23 protein-coding genes are annotated in these 22,012 nt (G+C 66.9%); 5 read left to right on the forward strand and 18 right to left on the reverse strand.

Going from position 1 to position 22,012, the window contains the following annotated elements:
• Window positions 1-82: 82 nt before the first annotated feature.
• Complete coding sequence (locus NUV79_RS07600; protein ID WP_257732467.1) at window positions 83-1,342, forward strand: L,D-transpeptidase family protein; 1,260 nt, start codon at window positions 83-85, stop codon at window positions 1,340-1,342.
• A gap of 6 nt (window positions 1,343-1,348) precedes the next feature.
• Here NUV79_RS07600 and NUV79_RS07605 read toward each other — a convergent pair whose 3' ends face one another.
• The 9 genes from NUV79_RS07605 to NUV79_RS07645 all read right to left on the reverse strand — a co-directional run bounded on the left by NUV79_RS07605 (window position 1,349) and on the right by NUV79_RS07645 (window position 10,014).
• Window positions 1,349-2,155 carry a dienelactone hydrolase family protein gene (locus NUV79_RS07605; RefSeq protein WP_257732468.1) on the reverse strand — a complete coding sequence of 269 codons (807 nt, stop codon included), beginning with the start codon at window positions 2,153-2,155 and terminating at the stop codon, window positions 1,349-1,351.
• A gap of 143 nt (window positions 2,156-2,298) precedes the next feature.
• A complete protein-coding gene (locus NUV79_RS07610) occupies window positions 2,299-2,775 on the reverse strand; it encodes a F0F1 ATP synthase subunit B family protein (protein WP_257732469.1) in 477 nt (158 codons plus the stop codon).
• Between the two features lie 11 nt (window positions 2,776-2,786).
• Window positions 2,787-3,356: a F0F1 ATP synthase subunit B family protein gene (locus NUV79_RS07615; protein WP_257732470.1), complete on the reverse strand. Its 570-nt coding sequence runs from the start codon at window positions 3,354-3,356 to the stop codon at window positions 2,787-2,789.
• A 132-nt stretch (window positions 3,357-3,488) separates the two neighbouring features.
• A complete protein-coding gene (locus NUV79_RS07620; RefSeq protein WP_038360954.1) occupies window positions 3,489-3,716 on the reverse strand; it encodes a F0F1 ATP synthase subunit C in 228 nt (75 codons plus the stop codon).
• 68 nt (window positions 3,717-3,784) lie between these two features.
• Window positions 3,785-4,546, reverse strand: a complete 762-nt coding sequence (locus NUV79_RS07625; protein ID WP_257732471.1) for a F0F1 ATP synthase subunit A — start codon at window positions 4,544-4,546, stop codon at window positions 3,785-3,787.
• 43 nt (window positions 4,547-4,589) lie between these two features.
• Entirely contained in the window at window positions 4,590-5,018 is a 429-nt protein-coding gene (locus NUV79_RS07630; RefSeq protein ID WP_257732472.1) for an AtpZ/AtpI family protein, read from the reverse strand.
• A gap of 206 nt (window positions 5,019-5,224) precedes the next feature.
• A complete protein-coding gene (locus tag NUV79_RS07635; protein WP_257732473.1) occupies window positions 5,225-8,680 on the reverse strand; it encodes a chromosome segregation SMC family protein in 3,456 nt (1,151 codons plus the stop codon).
• 123 nt (window positions 8,681-8,803) lie between these two features.
• Window positions 8,804-9,424, reverse strand: coding sequence for a DsbA family protein (locus tag NUV79_RS07640; RefSeq protein ID WP_257732474.1), 621 nt, complete (start codon window positions 9,422-9,424; stop codon window positions 8,804-8,806).
• Between the two features lie 92 nt (window positions 9,425-9,516).
• Window positions 9,517-10,014, reverse strand: coding sequence for a DUF721 domain-containing protein (locus NUV79_RS07645; protein WP_257732475.1), 498 nt, complete (start codon window positions 10,012-10,014; stop codon window positions 9,517-9,519).
• Between the two features lie 24 nt (window positions 10,015-10,038).
• Here NUV79_RS07645 and NUV79_RS07650 point away from each other — a divergent pair, with 24 nt between their 5' ends.
• Both NUV79_RS07650 and mutY read left to right on the forward strand, forming a co-directional pair.
• Window positions 10,039-10,950 carry a hypothetical protein gene (locus NUV79_RS07650; RefSeq protein ID WP_257732476.1) on the forward strand — a complete coding sequence of 304 codons (912 nt, stop codon included), beginning with the start codon at window positions 10,039-10,041 and terminating at the stop codon, window positions 10,948-10,950.
• A 61-nt stretch (window positions 10,951-11,011) separates the two neighbouring features.
• On the forward strand, window positions 11,012-12,085 hold the full coding sequence (mutY, locus tag NUV79_RS07655; RefSeq protein ID WP_257732477.1) for an A/G-specific adenine glycosylase: 1,074 nt from the start codon (window positions 11,012-11,014) through the stop codon (window positions 12,083-12,085).
• Here the strand turns inward: mutY and NUV79_RS07660 are convergent.
• The 4 genes from NUV79_RS07660 to NUV79_RS07675 all read right to left on the reverse strand — a co-directional run bounded on the left by NUV79_RS07660 (window position 12,064) and on the right by NUV79_RS07675 (window position 16,093).
• On the reverse strand, window positions 12,064-12,792 hold the full coding sequence (locus tag NUV79_RS07660; RefSeq protein WP_257732478.1) for a papain-like cysteine protease family protein: 729 nt from the start codon (window positions 12,790-12,792) through the stop codon (window positions 12,064-12,066). The genes mutY and NUV79_RS07660 overlap by 22 nt on opposite strands.
• Window positions 12,793-12,895: 103 nt before the next feature.
• Complete coding sequence (locus NUV79_RS07665) at window positions 12,896-14,098, reverse strand: site-specific DNA-methyltransferase (RefSeq protein ID WP_374678982.1); 1,203 nt, start codon at window positions 14,096-14,098, stop codon at window positions 12,896-12,898.
• A gap of 216 nt (window positions 14,099-14,314) precedes the next feature.
• Window positions 14,315-14,926: a ribonuclease HII gene (locus NUV79_RS07670; protein ID WP_257732480.1), complete on the reverse strand. Its 612-nt coding sequence runs from the start codon at window positions 14,924-14,926 to the stop codon at window positions 14,315-14,317.
• Between the two features lie 81 nt (window positions 14,927-15,007).
• Window positions 15,008-16,093, reverse strand: a complete 1,086-nt coding sequence (locus NUV79_RS07675) for a PA0069 family radical SAM protein (RefSeq protein ID WP_257732590.1) — start codon at window positions 16,091-16,093, stop codon at window positions 15,008-15,010.
• Between the two features lie 233 nt (window positions 16,094-16,326).
• Between NUV79_RS07675 and NUV79_RS07680 the strand changes: the two genes are divergently transcribed.
• A complete protein-coding gene (locus NUV79_RS07680; protein WP_257732481.1) occupies window positions 16,327-16,812 on the forward strand; it encodes a hypothetical protein in 486 nt (161 codons plus the stop codon).
• A 151-nt stretch (window positions 16,813-16,963) separates the two neighbouring features.
• On the forward strand, window positions 16,964-17,089 hold the full coding sequence (locus tag NUV79_RS07685; RefSeq protein WP_257732482.1) for a hypothetical protein: 126 nt from the start codon (window positions 16,964-16,966) through the stop codon (window positions 17,087-17,089).
• Window positions 17,090-17,195: 106 nt separating this feature from the next.
• Here the strand turns inward: NUV79_RS07685 and NUV79_RS07690 are convergent, their stop codons facing one another.
• From NUV79_RS07690 to NUV79_RS07710, 5 genes are all read right to left on the reverse strand, one after another.
• Window positions 17,196-17,531: a hypothetical protein gene (locus tag NUV79_RS07690; protein WP_257732483.1), complete on the reverse strand. Its 336-nt coding sequence runs from the start codon at window positions 17,529-17,531 to the stop codon at window positions 17,196-17,198.
• A 63-nt stretch (window positions 17,532-17,594) separates the two neighbouring features.
• Window positions 17,595-18,476, reverse strand: a complete 882-nt coding sequence (gene ypfJ, locus NUV79_RS07695; RefSeq protein ID WP_257732484.1) for a KPN_02809 family neutral zinc metallopeptidase — start codon at window positions 18,474-18,476, stop codon at window positions 17,595-17,597.
• A 105-nt stretch (window positions 18,477-18,581) separates the two neighbouring features.
• The gene (cydB, locus tag NUV79_RS07700; protein WP_257732485.1) at window positions 18,582-19,586 is read right to left on the reverse strand and encodes a cytochrome d ubiquinol oxidase subunit II; all 1,005 of its coding nucleotides are present in this window, start codon (window positions 19,584-19,586) and stop codon (window positions 18,582-18,584) included.
• An 11-nt stretch (window positions 19,587-19,597) separates the two neighbouring features.
• A complete protein-coding gene (locus NUV79_RS07705) occupies window positions 19,598-21,028 on the reverse strand; it encodes a cytochrome ubiquinol oxidase subunit I (protein ID WP_257732486.1) in 1,431 nt (476 codons plus the stop codon).
• 115 nt (window positions 21,029-21,143) lie between these two features.
• The gene (locus NUV79_RS07710; protein ID WP_257732487.1) at window positions 21,144-21,968 is read right to left on the reverse strand and encodes a uracil-DNA glycosylase; all 825 of its coding nucleotides are present in this window, start codon (window positions 21,966-21,968) and stop codon (window positions 21,144-21,146) included.
• Between the last annotated feature and the right edge of the window lie 44 nt (window positions 21,969-22,012).

Here is a 22,012-nt window from a genome sequence, read left to right on the forward strand (position 1 = left end):
GACGCTGGCCGCTTCTTAAGCATTCCTTGACCATGTCGCGGAATGATCCCCCGGTGCCGCTCTGTGCGGCCCGGGGGTTTTCATGTCTGCGCGTCCCTCCATCCTCGCTCTTGCGGCCGCTGCTTTGCTGGCCTCGACGGCGCTCGTGCGTGCCAACGAGCCGAGCTATGGCCCCAACACCTATGACCGCACGCTCGAGGCCTTGATCGCGCATGAGGACGTCGCCAATCGCGGCGGCTGGCCCAAGGTGCCGGCGAGCGCGAGCGCGCTGAAGCTGGATTCGCAAGGCGCCGATGTCGTCGCGCTGAAGCAGCGCCTGCTCGCCAGCGGCGATCTCGCGCCCGAGGCCGTGGCCGGCGATGTCTATGACGCGAACGTGGTCGAGGCGGTGAAGCGTTTCCAGCGCCGCCACGGCCTGTCGGATCTCGGCACGGTCGGACGCCTGACGCTCAAGGCGATGAACACGCCGGTCGAATCGCGCCTGAACCAGCTCACCGCGACATTGGAGCGCCTCAAGGGCAACGGCTTCAACTTCGCCAGTCGCTATGTCGTGGTGAACATCCCCGGCGCCAGCGTCGAGGCTGTCGAGAACGGCACCGTCGCCCAGCGCCATCTCGCCATCGTCGGGCGCCCGGATCGGCCTTCGCCGGTGATCCAGGCCAATATCTCCTCGGTCAATCTGAACCCGTACTGGACGGTGCCGATGTCGATCGTGAAAGCCGACATCATCCCGCATATGCGCAAGGACCCGAGCTTCATCGCCAAGTCGAACATGAAATTGCTCGGCGCCGAGAACAAGGAGATCGACCCGGCCAGCGTCAACTGGGCGACCCTGAAGAACCCCTATTTCTATGTTCGCCAGGAGCCGGGGCCGACCAACTCGCTCGGCCAGATGAAGATCGACATGCCCAACAGCGATGCGGTCTACATGCACGACACGCCGAAGAAGACGCTGTTCCGCAACGACATCCGTTTCAACTCGTCCGGCTGCGCCCGTATCGAGGGCGTCCGCGACCTCGGAGCCTGGCTGCTGGAGGGTTCGGAATGGAACCGCCAGTCGATCGAGGACGAGATCGCCAAGGGCGAGCGCAAGAACATCGCGCTGAAGAAGCAGGTTCCCGTCGCCTGGGTCTATCTCACGGGCTGGCAGGGCGCGGACGGGCAGGTCCAGTTCCGCGACGACATCTATGGGCTCGACACCCCGCAGGGCATCGTCACCTCGACGATCCAGCCGCGCAAGCCCAAGCCCAAGGCGGCCGTGGCGCCGCCGGCAAGGCCTGTCGCGGCACCGATGGCAGCCTCGGGCAATCCGCCGGCCGTGACGACGACAGCGAGCAACTGAGAACCCTCAGGGGCGCTTCAGGATCGCCATCACCGCGTCGATCGCCTCGGCACGCGCCTTCGGGTCGCTGCCGATGGTGACCATGCCGTCGGGCCGCTGCGAATAGGCCGCCTTGCGCTCGCGCAGCGGCAGGTTCGGGTGGTCGAAATTGTGATAGGCGCCGGGGAAGCCGACGAAGCGCACCCTGCTGCTGCGGGCCAGTTCCTCGCAAGGTGTCGCCGGCGTCCAGTCATCGGCCAGGCCCTGGAAAATCGCGGTATCGATCTGGGCCTGCCAGCCCCGATTCAGGAAGACGCGGCAGCCGGGATAGAAGGCGATGACATGCCGCAGGCGCTTGGCTTCGGGCGCTCCCGCGACGTGCATCGCCGCCGAGCCACCATTGGACCAGCCGATCAGCGCGATGCGCTGCTTTTGAGCGAAGCTCTGCTTCTCCAGCCAGTCGATGGCAGCGAAGGCGTCGCGAGCGCGTCCGGCCGGCGTCAGCGCACGCTCGCGCTCGTTGCACAGCGCCTTGATGCCGCGCGGCCCGAAGCTATCGACGAGGAGCACGGCGTAGCCGGCCGCCGTGAGACGCTGCGACCAGTCGCTCTCGCGGGCATTGATTTCCCCTGAACCCCTGTAGAGCCCGGCGCAGCCATGCAGGCCGATGACGACCGGGAAGGGGCCCTGACCCGCCGGGCGCGCCAGCCAACCCACGAGATCGCGTGAATCGCGCGACGGAAAGCTCACCTTCTCGAACGCACCCGCAGGAGCCACAGCCGCGACGAACGGTAGGAATGCGATGGCGAGCACACGGGCAAGGCGGCCGATCATTCCGAAACTCCGTGGCTTGCAGGCACGCGATGGAGGAGCGCGGTCATGGTACCCCGCCCGGCGATCTCAGCGGGAGAGCGGCAAAGAAAAACGCCGCGTCCTTGCGGGCGCGGCGTCAACTTATCGAGCAATCGGCCCAAGGCTCAGTTGAGCTTGGCCTTGACCTCGCTCAGCCCGGCGGCGAAGGCGGCTTCGCCGGCCTTGCCGGCCATCTGGCCGCGCAGGATGGTCTCGGCAGCCTTGGTGGCAGCCTCCGCAGCCGCGGCGCGGACCTCGGCTTCGGCCTGGCTCTCGGCCTGAGCGATCTTCTCCTCGGCCGCCTTGGTCCGGCGGGCGACGAAATCGGCGAGCTTGGCCTCGGCTTCCGCCGCGAGGCGCTTGGCCTCGTCATTGGCGGAGGAGACGATCTCGGCGGCCTCGGCCTCGGCGGCCTTGCGCTTGGCGTCGTACTCGGCGAGCAGCTTCTCGGCCTCCTGACGCAGGCGGCGGGCTTCCGCCAGCTCCTGCGCGACCTTCTCGCCGCGAGCGTCGAGCGCCTTCACGATCGCGCCCGGCACGCCGAACTTGACCAGGATAGCCAGGAAGATGACGAGCGCTACGGCGACCCAGAAAGTATCCATCTGAACTCTCCTCAGCCGCGCGTCAGAGCCTGATCGACGGCAGCCGACGCCTCGCTGGCGCTGGGAGCCTGACCGGTCAGCTTGGTGACGATGGCGGCGGCGATGTCGCTGCCGAGATCGCGGACATTGCCCATCGCGGTGGTCTTGGTCTTGGCGATGGTCGCCTCGGCCTGCGCCATTTTGGCGGCAAGCTCGGCCTCGGTGGCGTGACGCTGGGCGTCGCTCGCCTTTGCGCCGGCTTCGCGCGCCGCCTGGGCGATGCCCTGGGCGTTCTTGCGCGCTTCGCCGAGAGCCTTCTCATAGGCCTGCGCCATGTCCTCGGCCTTGGCCTGCATCTCAGTGGCCTGGTCGAGATCGCGGCCGATCGTCTCGGCGCGCTCTTCCAGGATGGAGCCGAGGCGCGGCAGCGCGACCTTGGACATCAGCCAGTACAGCGCACCGAAGGTGATCGCGAGCCAGAACAGGTTGCTGGCGAAGTGTGCGGGATCGAAGGGCGGGAAGGAGGCCTTCTCGCCGGTCAGGCCCGGAGTGGCAGCCTGCGCCGCACCCGCCAGCAGAGTGGCGAACGAGGCGATAGCCACCGGCCATCCTTTTCGCGCGAACCCTGAAGATCGAACCGGCATGGCGTGCCTTTCAGCGCTTAAAGACAGGAAACCGTCGCGCGATTGGCCGGATGGCCCGAACGCGCGACGAGAAAGCGGTCGACGAAAACGTCAGACCACGAAGAGCAGGACGAGCGCGACGACGAACGCGAAGATGCCCAGACCTTCGGCGAGCGCCGCGCCGATGAAGGCGCGCGGGAACTGGCCGTCAGCCGCCGACGGGTTGCGGAGCGCGCCCGAGAGGAAGTTGCCGAAGATGGTGCCGACGCCGATGGCGGCGAGGCCCATGCCGAGCGAGGCGAGGCCGGCGCCGATGAACTTGGCTGCAACAGGATCCATGGTCTTATCTCCAGTGTGGAACTTAATGACAGGGGTGGGATGAACTCTCGCGAGCGCTGCCCTTGGCCTCAGTGGCCGGGGTGCAGCGCGTCGTTGAGATAGACGCAGGTCAGGATCGCGAAGACATAGGCCTGCAGGAAGGCGACGAGGAATTCGAGCGCGGTCAGCGCAACCGCCAGCAGCAGCGGCAGTGGCGCGATGATGGTCGCAGCGCCGCCTGCGGCGATGAGCGCGACGACGAAGCCGCCGAAGACCTTGAGGGCGATGTGGCCGGCCAGCATGTTGCCGAACAGGCGCAGCGACAGCGAAACCGGGCGCGACAGGAAGGACACGACCTCGATCAGCACCATGAAGGGCAGGAGCCAGCCGGGCACGCCCGACGGCACGAACAGGCCGAAGAAATGGCTGCCATGCTTCATGATGCCGTAAATCAGCACGACCGAGATCACGAGCACGGCGAAGGCAGCGGTGACGATGATCTGGCTGGTGACGGTGAACGAGCCGGGGATCATGCCGAGCATGTTGCTCGCCAGCACAAACATGAACAGCGAGAACACGAAGGGGAAGAACTTCATGCCTTCCTTGCCCATCACGCCTGTCAGCGTGGAGGCGACGAATTCGTACATCATCTCGGCGAGCGACTGCAGGCGGCCGGGAACGACCGCGCGCTGGCTCGAGCCATAGACCATCAGCGCCGAAACGGCGGCGAGCACGATCACCATCCACAGCGAGGTGTTCGTGAAGGAGAGATTGATGCCGAGCGGCTTCAGCTCAACGAGATTCGTGATGTGGAATTGGTGGATCGGATCGATTCCGCCGCCGGCCGCCATGGTCTCGTTCCTCGTCGCGCGGCCGGATAGAGCCGCCTTTCGATCAATTCGCCTTCGGATCGCCCTTCGACCCGGAGGTCGGGCGCGAACCGAGCCGATAGACAGCCCTGAAACCCGCGATGGTCCCGATCGCCAGAAAGGCGATCAGCAGGAACGGGGACGTTCCCAGCCACCGGTCGCCGAGATACCCGATCAGGGCACCCGCGATGACACCGCCTGCAAGATCCGTCGCGGCGCGAAAGCCTGAGGACATCGCGCCCGCAAGGGCCTTGTCCTCTCCAACCGGGCTCGCGCCCGGCTTTTCGTTCTCCTCAGCCCGCTGGATCGCGGACTTCAGGGAACCCAGTCTTGCGCGCAACTCCGAGTCTGAGGCGTTTGGGTCGGGTTCGGACATGGTCTTGGTCTCCGTCTTGATCGCGTTTACGCCGCGATCCGGCGAAAAACCACTATAACCACGACCAAACCCGCGCATCGAGCCGTCGTCAGCACGGCCTCCTTTATTGGCAGCCCCCCGCGCTGTCAAGGCAGGTGGATAATGTCTAACGCATTGGAATATCTATAAATTCTGGCAAAGTGCGACAATCTTGCCGCATTGCGGGACCGAATGTGGCATTTTTTCAGCGGGGCGCGGCCGTTCCCGGCTAGGTTTTTGGGGATGATCGGGCCACCTGAGGCAGCTTATCCCGCCTCGCGGATGCGCTCGGCCGTCGCCAGATCGACCGACACCATCTGGCTGACCCCGCGCTCGGCCATGGTCACGCCAAAGAGACGTTCCATCCGCGCCATGGTGATCGGGTTGTGCGTGATCAGGATGAAGCGGGTCTCGGTATTGCGGGCCATGTCGACGAGCAGGTCGCAGTAGCGCTCGACATTGGCGTCGTCGAGCGGGGCGTCGACCTCGTCGAGCACGCATATCGGCGAGGGATTGGTCAGGAAGACCGCGAAGATCAGCGCGGTCGCGGTCAGCGCCTGCTCGCCGCCGGAGAGCAGGGTCATCACCTGTGGCTTCTTGCCGGGCGGGCGGGCGAAGATTTCCAAGCCCGCATCGAGCGGGTCTTCCGAATCCACCAGCCTGAGCTCGGCTTCGCCGCCGCCGAACAGCACGCCGAACAGCCGCTGGAAATGGCCGTTGACGACGTCGAAAGCAGCGATGAGCCGCTCGCGCCCTTCGCGATTGAGCGCCCCGATCGCCTGCCGCAGGCGGCGGATCGCCTCGGTCAGGTCGTCGCGCTCGCCCGAAAGCCCCTCGCGCTTGGCCTTCACCTCGGTCAACTCGTCCTCGGCGCGCAGATTGACGGCGCCGAGCCGCTCGCGCTCGCCCTTGAGATTGGCGAGACGCCGCTCGATCGCCTCGGGCTCGGGCAGCGCGTCTCCGGCCTTGATTCCGGCGATCGCCTGCAAGCCGTCCAGTCCGGTATCGAGTCCGTCCTCGATCTGCCGGATGATGTCACCGACACGCTGGCGGGCCGCCTCCAGCCGCGCTTCAGCCGAGGCGCGTCGCTCGCGGACGCCGGACAGAGCTTCGAGCGCGATGCGGGCCTGCCGGTCGGCCTCCGCAAGGGTCGTCTCACCTGAAGCCAGCCTGTCGGCAGCGTCCCGGCGTGCCCCTTCCGCCTGCTCGATCTGGGCGACGAGCCGCCGCCGCTCGGTCAGGAAGGTATCGGGTGCTTCGAGAAGCGCCTTCTGCTCGGCGCCGGCGGCGTCGATTCGGCGCCGGGTCTCCTCGGCGCTTTGCAGGCTGGCAGTGGTGCGTTGTTTCCAGGCCTTGATATCGGCGGCAATGGCATCGCGGCGGCGGGCGCGCAGATCGGCCTCCCGCGCAAGGGTCTGGACGCGGGCACGCGCATCGGAGGCGGCGGACCGGGCCTCGCCCAGCAGCACGCGGGCTTTGAGCAGGGTGTTTTCCAGTTCGGCGGAAGCGGGCAGGGCGGAAAGCCCGGTCTCCTGAGCCGCGACCTGCTGCGAAGCTTCCGAAACGGCCTGGCCGAGGCGCTTGATCGCTTCCGCGAGCGTCGAGCGCTTGACCAGCGTCTCGGCCGCCTTGCGCTCGGCGCCGGTCAATTGCTCGCGGATCTGATCGACGCCACGCCGGGCCTGTTTTGCAGCCTCCATCGCCGCACTCTCGGCCTGCGCAGCCAGTCGCGCCTCGGCGCTGACAGCCTCCAGAGACCGGCGTGCGGCTTCGGCCGCCTCTCGGGCCGCTTTCGCCTCGCGTTCAAGATCGGCGAGGCGATTCTTCTCCGAGAGCCGTCGAGCCGCGGGCGAAGGGGCATCTGCAGCGCTGGTGAAGCCGTCCCAACGCCAGAGATCGCCTGCTGGCGACACGAGAATCTGGCCTTGCTTCAAGGAACGCCGCAGAATCTCTCCATCCTCAGGCGTGACGACGCCAATCTGAGCCAGCCGCCGCCGGAGCGCTGCCGGCGCCCTGACATGGGCGAGCAGCGGCTGGGCACCTACGGGCAGGGCGGGGTCGTCCTGGCCTTCGCCGGTATCGTCCCAATGGGCAGGAGCGGTCGCCTCGGTCGAGGCGTCGAGATCGTCACCGAGCGCCGCCCCGAGCGCGATTTCGTAGCCCTTGGCGACGCTGACGGCTTCGAGCACTGCCGGCCAGCGATCGCCAGCAGCCGGCGCCAGCAGCTTGCGCAGCGTGCCGATCTCGGTGTCGAGGCGCTGCGCCCGGCGGTCGGCCTCGGCGAGGGGCCCGCGCTGCACGGCCTCGCGCTCGCGCGAGGCCGTGACGGCATTGCGCGCCGTGACGACATCCGCATCGGCGGATTTCAGCGCCTTCTCGGCTGCGGATAGAGCTTCGCGCAGCTTGTCGAGCACGATCTTCGCATCGGAGGCATCGAGGGCCTCCAGTTCGCGCCGCAGCTTGGCGCGCTCGGCTCCGGCACGATCCTGCCGATCGCGCGCCTCGCGCAGTGAGCGTTCCAGGGCGCCGCGCCGCGCGGCAAGATCGGACAAAGCGGCCTGAGCGTTGGCTTGCTCGGCCTCCGCGGCAGTGAGCGCGGCTTCGGAGGCACGCTGCGCCGCTGCTGCGGCCTCGGCGCCTGACCCGGCGCCATCGCCTTCCCGGGCGAGCGCTTGATCCTCCTCCGCCAGCCGGGCGAGGCTCTCAGAAGCGTCGCGGCCGATCGTCTCCTGACGCGACAGGTCGGCCTGCAATTCGGCAAGGCGCTTGCCGAGTTCCTCGACGCGCTGGCGAGCCCGCCGGTTCTCGGCTTCGAGCTCGTCGAGCCCGCGCTTCAATCGCACCAGCGTGGCGGCGGCTATCGCCTCACCCTCGCGCAAGGCCGGCAATTCATGGGCGGCAATCGCCTGCCTCTTGGCAGCCTCGGCCTGGAGGCCGGTCTGATCGGCGACGCCGCGCACGGCTTCTTCCAGCACATGCGCCGCCTGCGCCTCCTGGGCGCGGGCATCGTGCAGGGCGATGACGGCGAGCGTCGCCTCGGCCCGGCGGATATCGGCGGCGAGGCTGCGATAGCGCCCGGCCTGCCGTGCCTGACGTTGCAAGGCGTCGATCTGCCCGTCGATCTCGCCGAGCACGTCTTCCAGCCGGGTCAGGTTGTCTTCGGCGCCGCGCAGGCGCAGCTCGGCCTCGTGGCGGCGGCTATGCAGCCCGGCGATGCCGGCGGCGTCTTCGAGGATGCGGCGGCGCGATTGCGGCTTGGCCGAGATGATCTCGCTGATCTGCCCCTGCCGGACGAGCGCTGGCGAGCGCGCGCCCGTTGCGGCATCGGCGAAGAGGAGCTGCACGTCCTTGGCGCGCACCTCCTTGCCGTTGATGCGATAGGTCGAGCCTTCCTCGCGCTCGATCCGGCGCGTGACCTCCAGCACATCGGTTTCATTGAAGGCGGCGGGCGCCTTGCGGTCGCTGTTGTCGAGGGTCAGCGAGACCTCGGCCATGTTGCGGGCCGGGCGCTCGTTCGAGCCGCCGAAGATGACGTCGTCCATCCCCGAGCCGCGCATGTTCTTGAACGAGCTTTCGCCCATCACCCAGCGCAGGGCTTCGACGAGATTGGATTTGCCGCAGCCATTGGGGCCGACGACGCCGGTCAGCCCCGGCTCGATCGGGAATTCCGTCGGTTCGACGAATGTCTTGAAGCCGGCGAGCTTGAGACGGGTCAGATGCACGGTCGCACCTCGCCGGCTCGAAACAACTCAGCCCTCGTCCTCTGGGAAGCCGCGACGCGGCTCCTCAAGACAAGGGCTGTGATGAAACGCGCGCTGAGGACGCGCGAGCGGAAAACCGCTGCCTCAGTTGCCGAGGAGCGGCTCCAGGATCTTGTCGAATTCGGCGATCGTGAGCGCACCGGAACGCTTCTGCCCGTTGATGAAAAAGGTCGGCGTCGAATCCACGCCTGCCTTGGCCCCACCATCCTTCACCACCGTGACGGCGTCATAGATATCCTGGCGTTTCAAGCAGGCTTCGAACGATTCCTGTGTGAAACCGGCCTGCTTCACCAGCGCGGAGAGGGCGTCGACCGGCTTGTCGGTGAAAGCCCAATTGCGCTGCTGCGCGAAGAGCAGATCCGTCATCGGGATATATTTGTCGTTGCCGTTGCAGCGGGCGAGCATGAACCCGGCGGTGGCCAGCGGATCGAGTGGGAATTCGCGCAGGGTGAAGCGCACCTTGCCGGTGTCGATATATTTCTTCTTCAGCTCCGGCCAGGTCGCGGAATGGAAGGTCGCGCAATGCGAGCAGGTCAGCGACGCATATTCGACGATGGTGACCTTGGCGTCGGCTGAACCGAGCCAGACATCGCCCAGCGGTCCGGCATCGGGCAGCTTGGTCTGGGCCCGCGCGGCGTTGCCGCCGGCGAGCGCGGCAGCGGCGATGCCGGCTGCGCCGGTCAGGAGCTGTCGCCTGTTCGTCATCGTGAGATATCCTCGGAAAGGTCGAAATCGGTTGGAGCTATAGAGGCCATCGCGATTGTGGCAAGAGCGCATCGTGCCGCGCACCGCTCCGCTCACGAAGCCGTGTCATCGCCTTGCGTTTTCGCGCGCAGCGCCACAGCCCAGCCGAGCTTCGCCAGCGCCTCGCGCAGCCCCTCGTCGGCGACGCCGGAAACCTGCGCCTCGACGCGCGCGGCCGTCTCGCTGTCGAGCTTCGGTGTTGGCTTCGCAACGACGGGCGCTGCGACCGGCCCCTGCTTGAGCACGAGCTTGCCGACGGCCCGCCAACCCAGATGCGTGTTGACGCGCTCGACCAGCAACGGCCCGAGATGCTGCATCTCCAGCGCGAAGGCGCTCTCCACCCGAACCACCATCGTCGCAGGCTCGGAGGCCTCGCCCGGTGCCGGCCGCCGCCGCGGCCAGTCGATCTTGAGCGGGCGCGAGCGCGCCGCCAGCCGCTCGCCGACGATCTCCGGCCAGAGCGAGACGATGGCGCGCCCCGCGAAGCCCTGCGCGGCGAGCGCGGGCGCGATGCAGTCGTCGATCAGCTCTGCGAGAGGTTTGGCGGACATGGCTGCATTGTGGGCGTGGCGCTTGTGAGCCGCAAGCCATTGCCTAGGAATGGGCTGCGACGGCGAGGTGAGATTCTGTCGTGCTGCCCTCATGAAGACAGAAGGAAGATGATGTCGCTTTTTGCACGCGCCGGCCTGCTAGTGGCCCTTGCATTGACCATGCCGACCGCCGTCGCCGCGCAGGGCACGCAGGTTTTCCATGCCCCCGATGGCTCCTACACGTTCAGCTATCCCCAGAACTTCGTGCTGGATCACGAATTCGCCGATGGAACCGGCGATGTGACGGGTGTGACCGCATCTTCGTCGACGAATGGCGATGTCATCATCACCCTCCTCGGTCCGCGTGACGCGGGCGATATCAAGGAGGCAAGCGAGGCGACGCGGCCGCGGATCACGGACGATTTCAGCAGGGCGATCGCGCCTTTGCCCTCGACCACGCTCAGATCCTCGTCGATGACTACGATGCTCGGCGGACCCGCCGTCGACATGGTCTTCCAGAACGTTCGCATGCCCTTCAGCAGGGAGCGTCCGCAGCTCAAGCGCTACGTTTTCACGATCGCGAACGGCAAGGCCTACAATTTCGAATGCGTCTACCGGGCGGACAAGGCCGAGCAATTCGCGCCGGCCTGCGATCTCGCCGTCTCGACGGTCCGGTTGCGGGACGATGCCGTGAAGGCGAAGCCTGCGGGCGCCAGGGATAATGTCGGGACCGCTCCTCCCGCCGCCGGAAGCTGCACGAAGGAGGAGCTCAACAAGCGCTCCATGCAGGTGATGGAGATCACCTCCAACACGATGATGAAGGATCAATCGCCAGCGACGATCGAACGCCTCAGGAAGGCCCATGAGGCGATGAGAGTGGTCGACGCGCGTGCCGGCCAGGCGCCGTCCGCGCGGGATTGCAGGGATATCGACGCGATTATCGCAACGCTGAAGTAGCCGCTCGCGAGACGGCACCCAACCCTTCCACAGCATCGGCCTCTCGCGTTAAACCGGCGGTATGGACGTCCCTGTAGCCACGCCTCGCGCCGCCGATCTTCTCGCCTGGTACGACCGTCATCGCCGGGCATTGCCCTGGCGTGCGGGTGCGGGCGAGCGGCCCGATCCCTATCGGGTCTGGGCCTCCGAGATCATGCTGCAGCAGACCACGGTCACGGCAGTGAAGCCCTATTACGAGCGCTTCATGGCCCGCTTCCCGACCGTGAAGGCTCTCGCCGAGGCGCCGTCCGAGGATGTCATGCAGGCCTGGGCCGGGCTCGGCTACTATTCCCGTGCCCGCAATCTCCATGCCTGCGCCAAGGCGGTAATGGAAAGCCATCGCGGCCGCTTCCCCGACACCGAGGAGGGCTTGCGCGATCTGCCGGGGATCGGCGCCTATACGGCCGGAGCCGTCGCGGCCATCGCCTTCGACCGGCCGGCGGCGGCCGTGGACGGCAATGTCGAGCGCGTCATGAGCAGGATTTTCGCGATCGAGGACGAGTTGCCCGGCGCCCGGCCCCTGATTCGCGAGCACGTGCTGGCGCTGCTGCCGCATGGCCGGCCGGGCGACTTCGCTCAGGCTCTGATGGATCTCGGCGCCACCATCTGCACGCCGCGCAATCCGGCCTGCGGCCTCTGCCCCTGGCGCGAACCCTGCCGGGCGCGGATCACTGGCACGCAGGAGAGCTTCCCCCGCAAGGCGCCGAAGAAGGCAGGCGTCACCCGCTTTGGCGCGGCCTTCGTCCTGACCCGGCAGGATGGCACTATCCTGCTGCGCACGCGACCGGCCAAGGGCCTGCTCGGCGGCATGGCCGAGGTGCCGACCAGCGAATGGCGTGCCGATTACGAACTCGACGGCGCTGCGCAGGACGCACCGCTGCCCTTGAGCTGGACGCAGGTGGCGGAGCCGGTCCGCCATGTCTTCACGCATTTTCCGCTGGAGCTGACCGTGTTCACCGGCAGCGTTCCCGCCCACATGCCAGCTCCGGCCGGCATGCGCTTCACCCCGTTGGCGAACCTGGCCGGCGAGCCTCTGCCGAGCCTGATGCTGAAAGTGGTCGAGCGCGCCGGGCTCTACAATTCGAAGACGCGATAGGTCATCGTCGGCAGCTCGACGGACCATTTGAAATAGCCCTTCGAATAGATCTTGCCGCGGTTCGGCGGCCAGGGATCGTGGATGCGCAGTGTCGTGCCGGCGCCGTCGGGATTGCCGTCGCCGCGCATGCCGACGATCACGATCATATGGCCGGGGCTGCCGCGTCCGGCCGTGTACTCGTCGACGCGCCAGAGCATGTCGAACATCAGCGGCCCACGCGACACCGCCTGCCGGAGCTGCTCGACCGACCAGGATTGCGGCGCGTTGCAGCGCAGGCCGTGGACGCGGCCATAGCGCTGGCCGGTCACGATCGCCTGGTCGCTTTCGGAGGAGTTCAGCAGCCCGCCATCGGAGGCGATCATGTCCGGCGGCGTCTTGGCGATGATGATCGGTACGGTCGACTTCTTCATCATCGCCGTCGAGGTCGCCCAGCAGGTCGTGTTGGTCGGCTGCGCGATGAATGGCACGTTGTGAAGGATCGGCGCGAAGGCCTCGGTGTCGTAGAGGCAGGACTGGGTCGCAGGCCCCGCCTGGCCATCTTCGACCAGCCAGTTCTTGCGCTGGAAGGCGAGCACCGCATTGTGCGTGAGGGTGCCGAACTGCCCGTCCGGCACGAGCTTGGGTATCGGCTTGAGCTTGGCGTTCAGCGCTTCCTGAAGCGCTTTGACCTCGGGGCCACGGGAACCGTTCTTGAGGATCGTCGCCATGCTGCCGCCCCTCTATGTCATGTGGGCGAGCATGCGCTTGCGGGCGGCAGGCGCACATCCTCTGAACGAATGACGGGAGGGCCGGGCGCTTGCGCCCGGCGGCTCAGGCCGCGGCCATCTGCGCCCGGATCTCGCCGCGCAGGGCGTCGAGCACGGTGAGCCCGCCCTCGCGCTCGACATGCCAGAAGGTCCAGCCGTTGCAGGCCGGGAGACCTTGCGCCAGCGCGCCGACCTTGTGGATCGAGCCGACTGCCGGGCCAAGCAGCAGCGTGCCATCGGCCCGCACCGTGGCCTTGTAGCGGCGCTTCTCGTCATGGACGGTCTCGCCCGCCTTCACCAGCCCGGCTTCGACCAGGCTGAGGAAGGGCACGCGCGGCTCGCTGCGCTTGGAGGGCGCGGTGGAGAAGGCTTCCGGCGCCAGCGGCGTCACCGCCGCGATGCGCGCGCGCGCGGCCTTGGCATAGACCGGATCGCGCTCGAGCCCGATGAACCGGCGGCCCAGCGCCTTGGCGACGGCGCCGGTCGTGCCCGTGCCGAAGAACGGATCGAGGATCACGTCGCCGGGATTCGAAGCCGAGAGCAGCACGCGGGCGAGCAGGGCTTCCGGCTTCTGCGTCGGGTGCACCTTGGCGCCGCTTTCGTCTTTCAGGCGCTCGTCGCCGGTGCAGAGCGGCAGATACCAGTCCGACCGCATCTGCAGGTCGTCATTGCCGCCCTTCAGCGCCTCGTAATGGAAGGTGTACTTCGAGCTCTCGCCACGCGCCGCCCAGATCAGCGTCTCATGGGCATTGGTAAAGCGCCGGCCGCGGAAGTTCGGCATCGGATTGGCCTTGCGCCAGACGATGTCGTTCAGCATCCAGAAGCCGAGATCCTGCAGCGTCGCACCGACGCGGAAGATGTTGTGATAGCTGCCGATGACCCACAGCGCCCCGTCCGGCTTCAGGATGCGGCGCGCGGCCGACAGCCAGTCGCGGGTGAAGCGGTCATAGTCGGAGAAGGAGGCGAACTTGTCCCAGTCGTCGTCGACGGCATCGACGAGGCTGTCGTCGGGCCGGCGCAGATCACCGCCGAGCTGGAGATTATAGGGCGGATCGGCGAAGATCAGGTCGACGCTCGCCGGCGGCAGCGCGTTCATCGCGGCGATGCAATCGCCGACGAGGATCTGATCCAGCGGCAGCTCCCGAGGGGTGCCGATTTGTTCGGGAAGGCTCTTGGCCTTCATCCGAGCCCCCAGTGCAGGCCGTCCGGTACGCGAAACCTGAATCCGGACGGGAGCACTGGCGGTCCCGGTACGCGAGATACCCATGACGCCAAGACCGTTACGCAACTTCAACGAGGGCGATATTGGTCAGACAGGGTAAAGGTCGGGTTTCCGCTTTGAAAAAAAAGCGTGTCATTCTGGGGCTGCAACTTTTGCCTAGCCCATTGTGAATCAAAGGAAATTCGTAAACGGCGGTTAACGTCTCGACCTGCCGTTACGGCAGCTTGTCGGGCTTGCCGGCGATGCGAGAGGCCAGAGCCTTCAGCGGAACCAGATGCCCTTCACCGGTGCGAAGGAATAACGATGCTCGGGGCAGGGGCCATGAGCGAGGATCGCCTTGCGATGCGCTGGCGTGCCGTAGCCGACATGGCCGGAGAAGCCATAGGCTGGATAGCGCTGCGAGAGGCGCGTCATCATCCGGTCGCGCGTGACCTTGGCGACGATCGAGGCTGCTGCGATCGAGGCGACCTGCCCGTCGCCCTGGATGATCGCCTCGCAGGAGCAGGCGAACTGCGGCGGGTCGTTGCCATCGACCAGGATATGGCGAGGCGCCAGTGGCAACGCGGTCACGGCGCGGCGCATCGCCAGCAGCGTCGCCTGCCGGATGTTGATGACGTCTATCTCCGCAGCGGTCACGCTGGCGATGGATACGGCCAGCGCCCGCTCCACGATCTCGCCGAACAGCTCCTCGCGGATCGCGGCCGGCAGCTTCTTCGAATCGTCGAGCCCATGAGGCACCCGCTCGGGATCGAGGATCACCGCCGCCGCGACGACGGGGCCTGCCAGCGGCCCGCGCCCGACCTCGTCGATCCCGGCGAGCGGCCACAGGCCTTGGGCGATGGCGGAGGTCTCGCGACTGAAATCGGCGGGCATGGCAGGTTTATGAAGCAGGTCAGGTCGCGGGGCCAGATCGGTGGAAGCGTGTTCCACCGCTGAGACCCGCGAAGCCAACCCTCAAAACAGGCTCAGCTGCGCCTTCTCCTTGTCCGGTTTCACGAACAGGTCGGTCCGCAGCCGGCGCCGTGTCGCGTTGAAGCCGATGCGTTCGGCCGCCATCTCGAAGCGCCGCCCGATCATCCAGGCATAGGGGCCGGAACCGACCATGCGTTGGCCCCATTGCGAATCGTAGTCCTTGCCGCCGCGTGTCGAGCGGATCAGCGACATCACATGCCTGAGCTTGTCGGGGTGATGCGTCAGCAGCCATTCCTGTACGATGTCGCGGACTTCGAGCGGCAGCCTGAGCAACACATAACCTGCGGCCTCGGCGCCTGCCGCCTTGGCCGCATCGAGAATGCGCTCGATCTCGTGTTCGTTGATCGCCGGGATGATCGGCGCGACCAGTACCGTGACGGGGATGCCGGCCTCCGACAGTTTGCGGATCGTCTCCAGGCGTTTGGCGGGGGAGGCGGCGCGCGGCTCCATGCCGCGCGCGGTCTTGGGATCGAGCGTCGTTACCGAGAGCGCGACCTTGACCAATCCCTTCTCCGCCATCGGTGCGAGGATATCGATGTCGCGCTGGACAAGCGCCGATTTCGTGACGATGCCGACGGGATGGTTGAACTTGGCCAGCACTTCCAGGATCTGCCGCATGATCCGAAGCTTCTTCTCGATCGGCTGATAGGCATCGGTATTGGTGCCGATCGCGATCGTGCGCGGCTGGTAGGACGGAGAGGACAGCTCCTTTTCCAGCAGCGCCGCCGCATCGGGCTTGGCCGTCAGCTTGCTCTCGAAGTCGAGCCCCGGCGACAGGCCGAGATAGGCATGGCTCGGCCGGGCGAAACAGTAGACGCAGCCATGCTCGCAGCCGCGATAGGGATTGATCGAGCGGTCGAAGGAGATGTCCGGCGAGTCGTTGCGCGTGATGATGGTGCGCGCCTTCTCATAGGCGATCTCGGTCGAGAACGGCGGCAGCTCCTCCAGCGAGCCCCAGCCGTCATCTTCGCTGACGCGCTGCTCCATCTCGTAGCGGCCGCCGGGGTTGATCGTGGCGCCGCGCCCGCGCCGCCTGTCGGGATCGATGCGGTGGCCGGCATAAGCCATCGGATCGGCCGGCGCGACGACCGGCGCCGAGACGCTCGGCTCCCTGTCGGCTCGCCGCAGGGGCTGGGCCGCCGGGAAGGGCCGGGAAGTGGGTCTGGCCTGGGGCATGGCTTTCGAACCGCGTCGCGCGCCGGGAGTCGACGCGTTCTGGTCTCATGTAGAGTGAACATATAGAGAACAAAAGGCAAGTGGCGGGATTGTGGCATGCTGCATTGCGGCATAGGATTTCGCTCATGCTCACCGCCGTGATCCGCAGCGATGGTTCCCAGCAGGCGCTCGCCGCGACCCTTGCCGTCCTCATCCCCGCGGTGGCGGAAGGCTTTCTCGGCCATGCGGTGATCGTCGACACCGTAGGGGCGCCCGAGACTGAACGAGCCGCCGACGCGACCGGCGCCCGCTATCTGCGCGTAAACAATGGCAGCGCCTGGCGCGACGGCGCGGCCGGCGCGCGTGGCGAGCGCATCGTCCTGTTCGATGCCGGCGACGTGCCGCAGGCCCATTGGGTGCAGGCCGTGGAGCGCCATCTGCTGGTCGCAGCGGCGAGGCCGGCCCTGATCCCAGCAAGCGGGATGGCCGCGTCCCTGCGCGAGCGCGTAGCTTTTTCGCTGGGTGCGCGCGGGCTTGGGGCGGGCCTCGTCATGCTCCGCGCGGCAGCTGCGGCCGGCCGAATCGACCGGGCACCGGTGCGGTTGCCGGTCCTGCGGGAGCGGGCTGGCTAAGTCTTTCGCGCGCTCCATATCGTCATCGGCTGGTCGTGCTTAGGGTGCATGGCAGATCGCGTTTCGCGGCGGAACTTGTGCGATGCAGCATAAGTTCATATGTTGACGGTTGCCCAAAGCACCTCCCTCAGACCTTCGAAAGGAGAGACCCATGCTTGACCGGCACGATTCCTGTTCAGCGTTCGAAGCCGAGCGCGAAGAGGACAAACGCGAGGAACAGCAGGAGGACGAGGATACGTTCTCGCCGCGCGTTCATCAGGAAGGATTCTGGAGCTGAAGGCTCCATGAAAACGAAGCGGAGGGCTGGATTTCAGCCCTCCGCGCTGAATGTTTGACGTCGCGGGCCCGGTTCGGGCCCGTTCTGTTTTTCGAGGTCGCCCGGGCTACCACCGGTTGGAATGAGGCCGGCGATAGCCGTAGGGCGGCAGGTTGCCGGGCCGCCGACGGTAGTTGGGATCCCGGTCATGGCCGCGATTGTAGGAGCCGCCGTCATAGCCGCGGCCTCCGCTGCGGCTGAAGCGCCGCTGCCCTTCCATGTTCTGCTGAATGATCATCATCCGCTCGCGCTTCGCGGCGCTGGCGGTGAAGGCTATCGGCTGTTCGTCGAGCTGCCCGGCGGTCGCCGGCGGCAGTACCTCGCCTAGGGAGGATGCAGACGCAGCCGGCGCCATCACGGTTGCGCTGGCGGCGAGCACCGTGGCGATCAGCAAGCGGTACATGAGAGGTCTCCTGTAGCTCATGCGGCAGAGCCCATCTCGACGTTGGATAACGGGGGCGCCGCCCTAGACCGGGTTCCGGAACGTATCGCAGCGCTGCATCGAGCCGGACTGGAAGCCGACATTGAACCATTTCGTGCGCTGGGCGGACGAGCCGTGCGTGAAGGAATCCGGCACGACCACGCCCTGCGAGGCCTGCTGCAGCTTGTCGTCGCCGATCGCGGCGGCCGAGCGCAGTGCTTCCTCGATATCGCCCTGGTCGAGCCGGCCCATCGCCTGGATGTTATGGGCCCAGACGCCGGCGAAGCAGTCCGCCTGCAATTCGATGCGCACCGAGATCGCATTCGCATCGCGCTCCGACGAGCGCTCGCGGATCTGGTTTGCCTTGGGCAGGATGCCGAGCAGGTTCTGGATGTGGTGGCCGACCTCGTGGCCGACGACATAGGCATAGGCGAAGTCGCCGCCGCCGCCGAGCTTGCGCTGCATCTCCTGGAAGAAGGAGGTGTCGAGATAGACCTTCTTGTCGGCCGGGCAATAGAACGGCCCCATCGCCGCCTGAGCCGTGCCGCAGCCCGAACGATCGACGCCCGAGAAGAGCACGAGACGCGGCGGCTGGTAGCGGATATTGGCCTGCTGCGGCAGGATTTTCGACCAGATGTCCTCGTTCTGAGCAAGGACGGCCGAGACGAAGCGGCCCATCTCGTCCTGCGGCGGGCCGGAGGAGCGGCGCGTCTCCTGCGTCTGCGGGCGCCCGCCGATTCCGCCGATCAGTTCGGCCCCGCCGATGAGCAGGCGCGGGTCGATGCCGAGCGCCCAGCCGAGCAGGCCGAGCACCACCATCGTGCCGATGCCGACGCCGCCGCGCCCGCCGGGCATGCCGGCGAAGCCGCCGCCGCTGCCACGCCTGTCCTCGAGATTCTCGGACTGGCGGTAATCTTCCCACTGCATGAAGGCATCCCCGGCGAAGCTCCCCGCAATCTCGCCAAGAGAGGCGGGGAACTCAAGTCGTCTTTGCAGGCTGCTCCTGAACGCGGGCTGACTGCCCCGGTTCCGTCAGTGATAGCCGCTATCGGCCCTGACCTTGCCGCGGAAGGTCCAGTACACGAAGGCGGTGTAGAACAGGATCATCGGCAGCAGGAAGGCGACGCCGATCAGCACGAAAATATGGGATGACGGCGCCGCCGCCGCATCCCAGATCGTCACCGAGGGCGGTACGAGATAGGGGAAGTTCGAGATCGACAGCCCGAGGAAGCAGAGCAGGAAGATCGCGATGGTGAAGGCGAAGGGCGTGAATTCATGCGCGCCATGAAGTCGCTTCCAGGCCATGTAGCCGCTGAACGCCGTCAGCACCGGGAAGGGCCAGAGCAGGGCGAGATTGCCCGGCGTGAACCAGCGCTCGGCGATGCGCGGATGGGCAAGGGGCGTCCACAGCGAAACCAGCGCGGCGAAGCCCATCAGCGCCAGCAGCAGCGTCCTGGCCTGCCGGCGTGCCCGCTCCGCGACCGGGCCTTCGGTCTTGAAGATCAGCCAGGTCGCGCCGAGCAGGGCATAGCCCACCACGACGCCGATGCCGCACATCACGGTGAAAGGCGTCAGCCAGTCGAACGGGCCTCCGGCGAACTGGCCGTTCGCGACCGTGATGCCCTGGATCAGCCCGCCGAGGATGAGCCCCTGCGAGAAGGCGGCGACGGTGGAGCCGAGCCAGAAGGCGAGGTCCCAGCGGTGGTGATGCGGCTTGGCAACCCAGCGGAATTCGAAGGCGACGCCGCGGAAGATCAGCGCCAGCAGCATCAGGATGACCGGGATGTAGAAGGCGGGCATGATGATGGCATAGGCCTGCGGGAAGGCGACCCAGAGCCCGCCGCCGCCCAGCACCAGCCAGGTTTCGTTGCCGTCCCAGAACGGCGCGACCGAGTTCATCATCTGGTCGCGCTCGCCCTCGTCCTTCGTCGTCGGGAAGAGGATGGCGATGCCGAGGTCGAAACCGTCGAGCACGACATAGAGCATCACGGCGGTGCCGATCAGCCCGGCCCAGATCACGGGGAGATACCATTCCATCGGTTGTCTCCTCAGATCGCCGGCTGGATCTTGTCGTCGCCGGGCTTGCCGTCGCCGAAGATCGCGGCGGCCTCCCCCTGCGCGGCCTTGAGCGGGCGCTTCGATGGCTGCTCCGGCGCATCCTCGCCGGATATCTCGTCCGGCCCCTTGTCGATCAGGCGGTTGATCAGCAGGATTCCGGCCGTGAAGACGACGGAATAGACGCAGACGAACAGCGCAAGCGAGATCGCGACCTGCAGCGTCGTGACCGGTGAGACCGCGTCGGCGGAGCGGATGATGCCGGTGGCGAGCCAGGGTTGGCGCCCGACTTCGGTCACGAACCAGCCCGAGAGGATGGCGATGAAGCCTGCCGGCCAGGTGTATTGCGCGATCCAGAGCCAGCGCCGTGATTCGAAGACGGTGCCCTTGCGCCACAGCCAGGCGCCGACCCAGCCGAACAGGATCATCAGCACGCCGATCCCGACCATCGCCCGGAAGGCGAAGAAGGGGATGAGCACGGGCGGCCGGTCCTCGACCTTGAAATCCTTCAGGCCCGGGAAGAGCGCGTTCATGCTGCCATGGGTGACGAGGCTGGCGACGCCGGGGATCGAGATCTCGAACCGGTTGAGTTCGGCCTTTTCGTCCGGCCAGGCAAAGAGCACGAGCGCGCCGGGCTTCGACGAATCCCAGTGCGCCTCGATCGCGGCGAGCTTGGCCGGTTGGTAGGTCGCGGTGTCGCGGCCATGGAAGTCGCCGATCACGGCCTGGAGCGGCGCGGTCAGGGCGATCATCAGGATCGCCATCCGCACCATTGTCTTGGCCGATTCGGTGCGGTGCCCGGCGAGCAGGTGCCGCGCTCCGGTCGCCAGCACGACGAAGGCGGTCGTCAGATAGGCGGCCGTCATCATATGGGCGAATCGTAAGGGGAAGGTCGGGTTGAAGACGATCTTCATCCAGTCGACGGGATAGGCGATGCCGTCGCGCACCTCATGCCCGGCCGGATACTGCATCCAGCTATTGGCCGAGAGGATCCAGAAGCCGGAGAGCGCCGTGCCGCCCGCGACGATGACGGCGGAGAGAAAATGCAGCCAGGGCGGCACGCGCTTCCAGCCGAACAGCAGGACGCCGAGGAAGGAGGCCTCGAGGAAGAAGGCCGAGAGCACCTCGTAGCCGATCAATGGCCCGATGACATTGCCGACCGCCGTCGAGAACCGGCTCCAGTTGGTGCCGAACTGGTAGGACAGCACGATGCCGGAGACCACGCCCATGGCGAAGGAGACCGCGAAGATCTTGGTCCAGAAGCGCGCGAGCAGATGAAACTTCGCATCGCCCGTCTTCAGCCACAGCCCGAGCAGCGTCGCGATATAGGCCGAAAGCCCGATCGTGAAGGCGGGAAAGACGATGTGAAAGGAAACCGTGAAGGCGAACTGGATGCGTGAGAGCAGAAATGCATCGATGACCATCGCAGAACTCCGTCGGCCACGCCGCTAAGGCGTTGGGGAACGCCCGCTGGGGCGCTTCTGGATGTGATCTAATGTAACTCTGCCTTGCGCCGCCCCTGCGCGCAACGTCGCTGCGTCAATTCTTCCCGTCGAGTGCGGCTTTCAGCGCGCGCAGATCGCGCCAGGCGAGGCGCTTGTCGAGCGGGCGCCGCAGCAGATAGGCCGGGTGCAGGGTCGCGATCGCCCGGATGCGCCGCGTGCCGGTGTCGTATTCCACCCATTTCCCGCGCGAGCGCAGGATGCCGGTGAAGCCGAGCAACCCTTGCGCCGACGGGCCGCCGACGCAGACCAGGATATCGGGATCGGCAAGTTCGATCTGGCGCTGGATGAAGGGCAGGCAGATCGCCACTTCCTGCGGCGTCGGCGTGCGGTTGCCGGGCGGGCGCCAGGGCAGCATGTTGGCGATATAGACATCGTCTTTCCGGTTCAGCCCGATCGCGGCCAGCATGCGGTCGAGCAACTGGCCGGAGCGTCCGACGAAGGGCAGGCCGATCCGGTCCTCGTCGGCGCCGGGCGCTTCGCCGACCATCATCACGCGGCCTTCCGGATTGCCGTCGGCGAAGACCAGGTTCTTGGCGGTGGCCTTCAGCGCGCAGCCTTCGAAACCCGCGAGCGCTGCCCTTAGTTCGTCGAGCGTGCGGGCCTCGCGCGCCAAGGCCTTGGCGCTGACCGTCGCGTCATCAGGAGCCGTTGCCGCTGCCGCCATGGGCCGTACCGGCGCAGCCGGGCGGCCGGGCAGGGGCCGCAGGCGCGGCTGGCCGTTGCCACCGGCAGGAACCGGATCGGCGAAATGGTTGCGCGGCGTCTCGTCGAGCGCCTCGGTCACGCCCATCTCGGCGTACCAGCTCAGCAACTCATAGGGATTGGGCGCGTCGGGGCCGACTGCATCGGACAGGCTCATAGGGGCATCCTATACCCTGCAAGGCCGCTTCGCGAGCCGACGCA

It is taken from the genome of Allobosea sp. 47.2.35 (genome assembly GCF_024655635.1).
Lineage (GTDB): Bacteria > Pseudomonadota > Alphaproteobacteria > Rhizobiales > Beijerinckiaceae > Allobosea.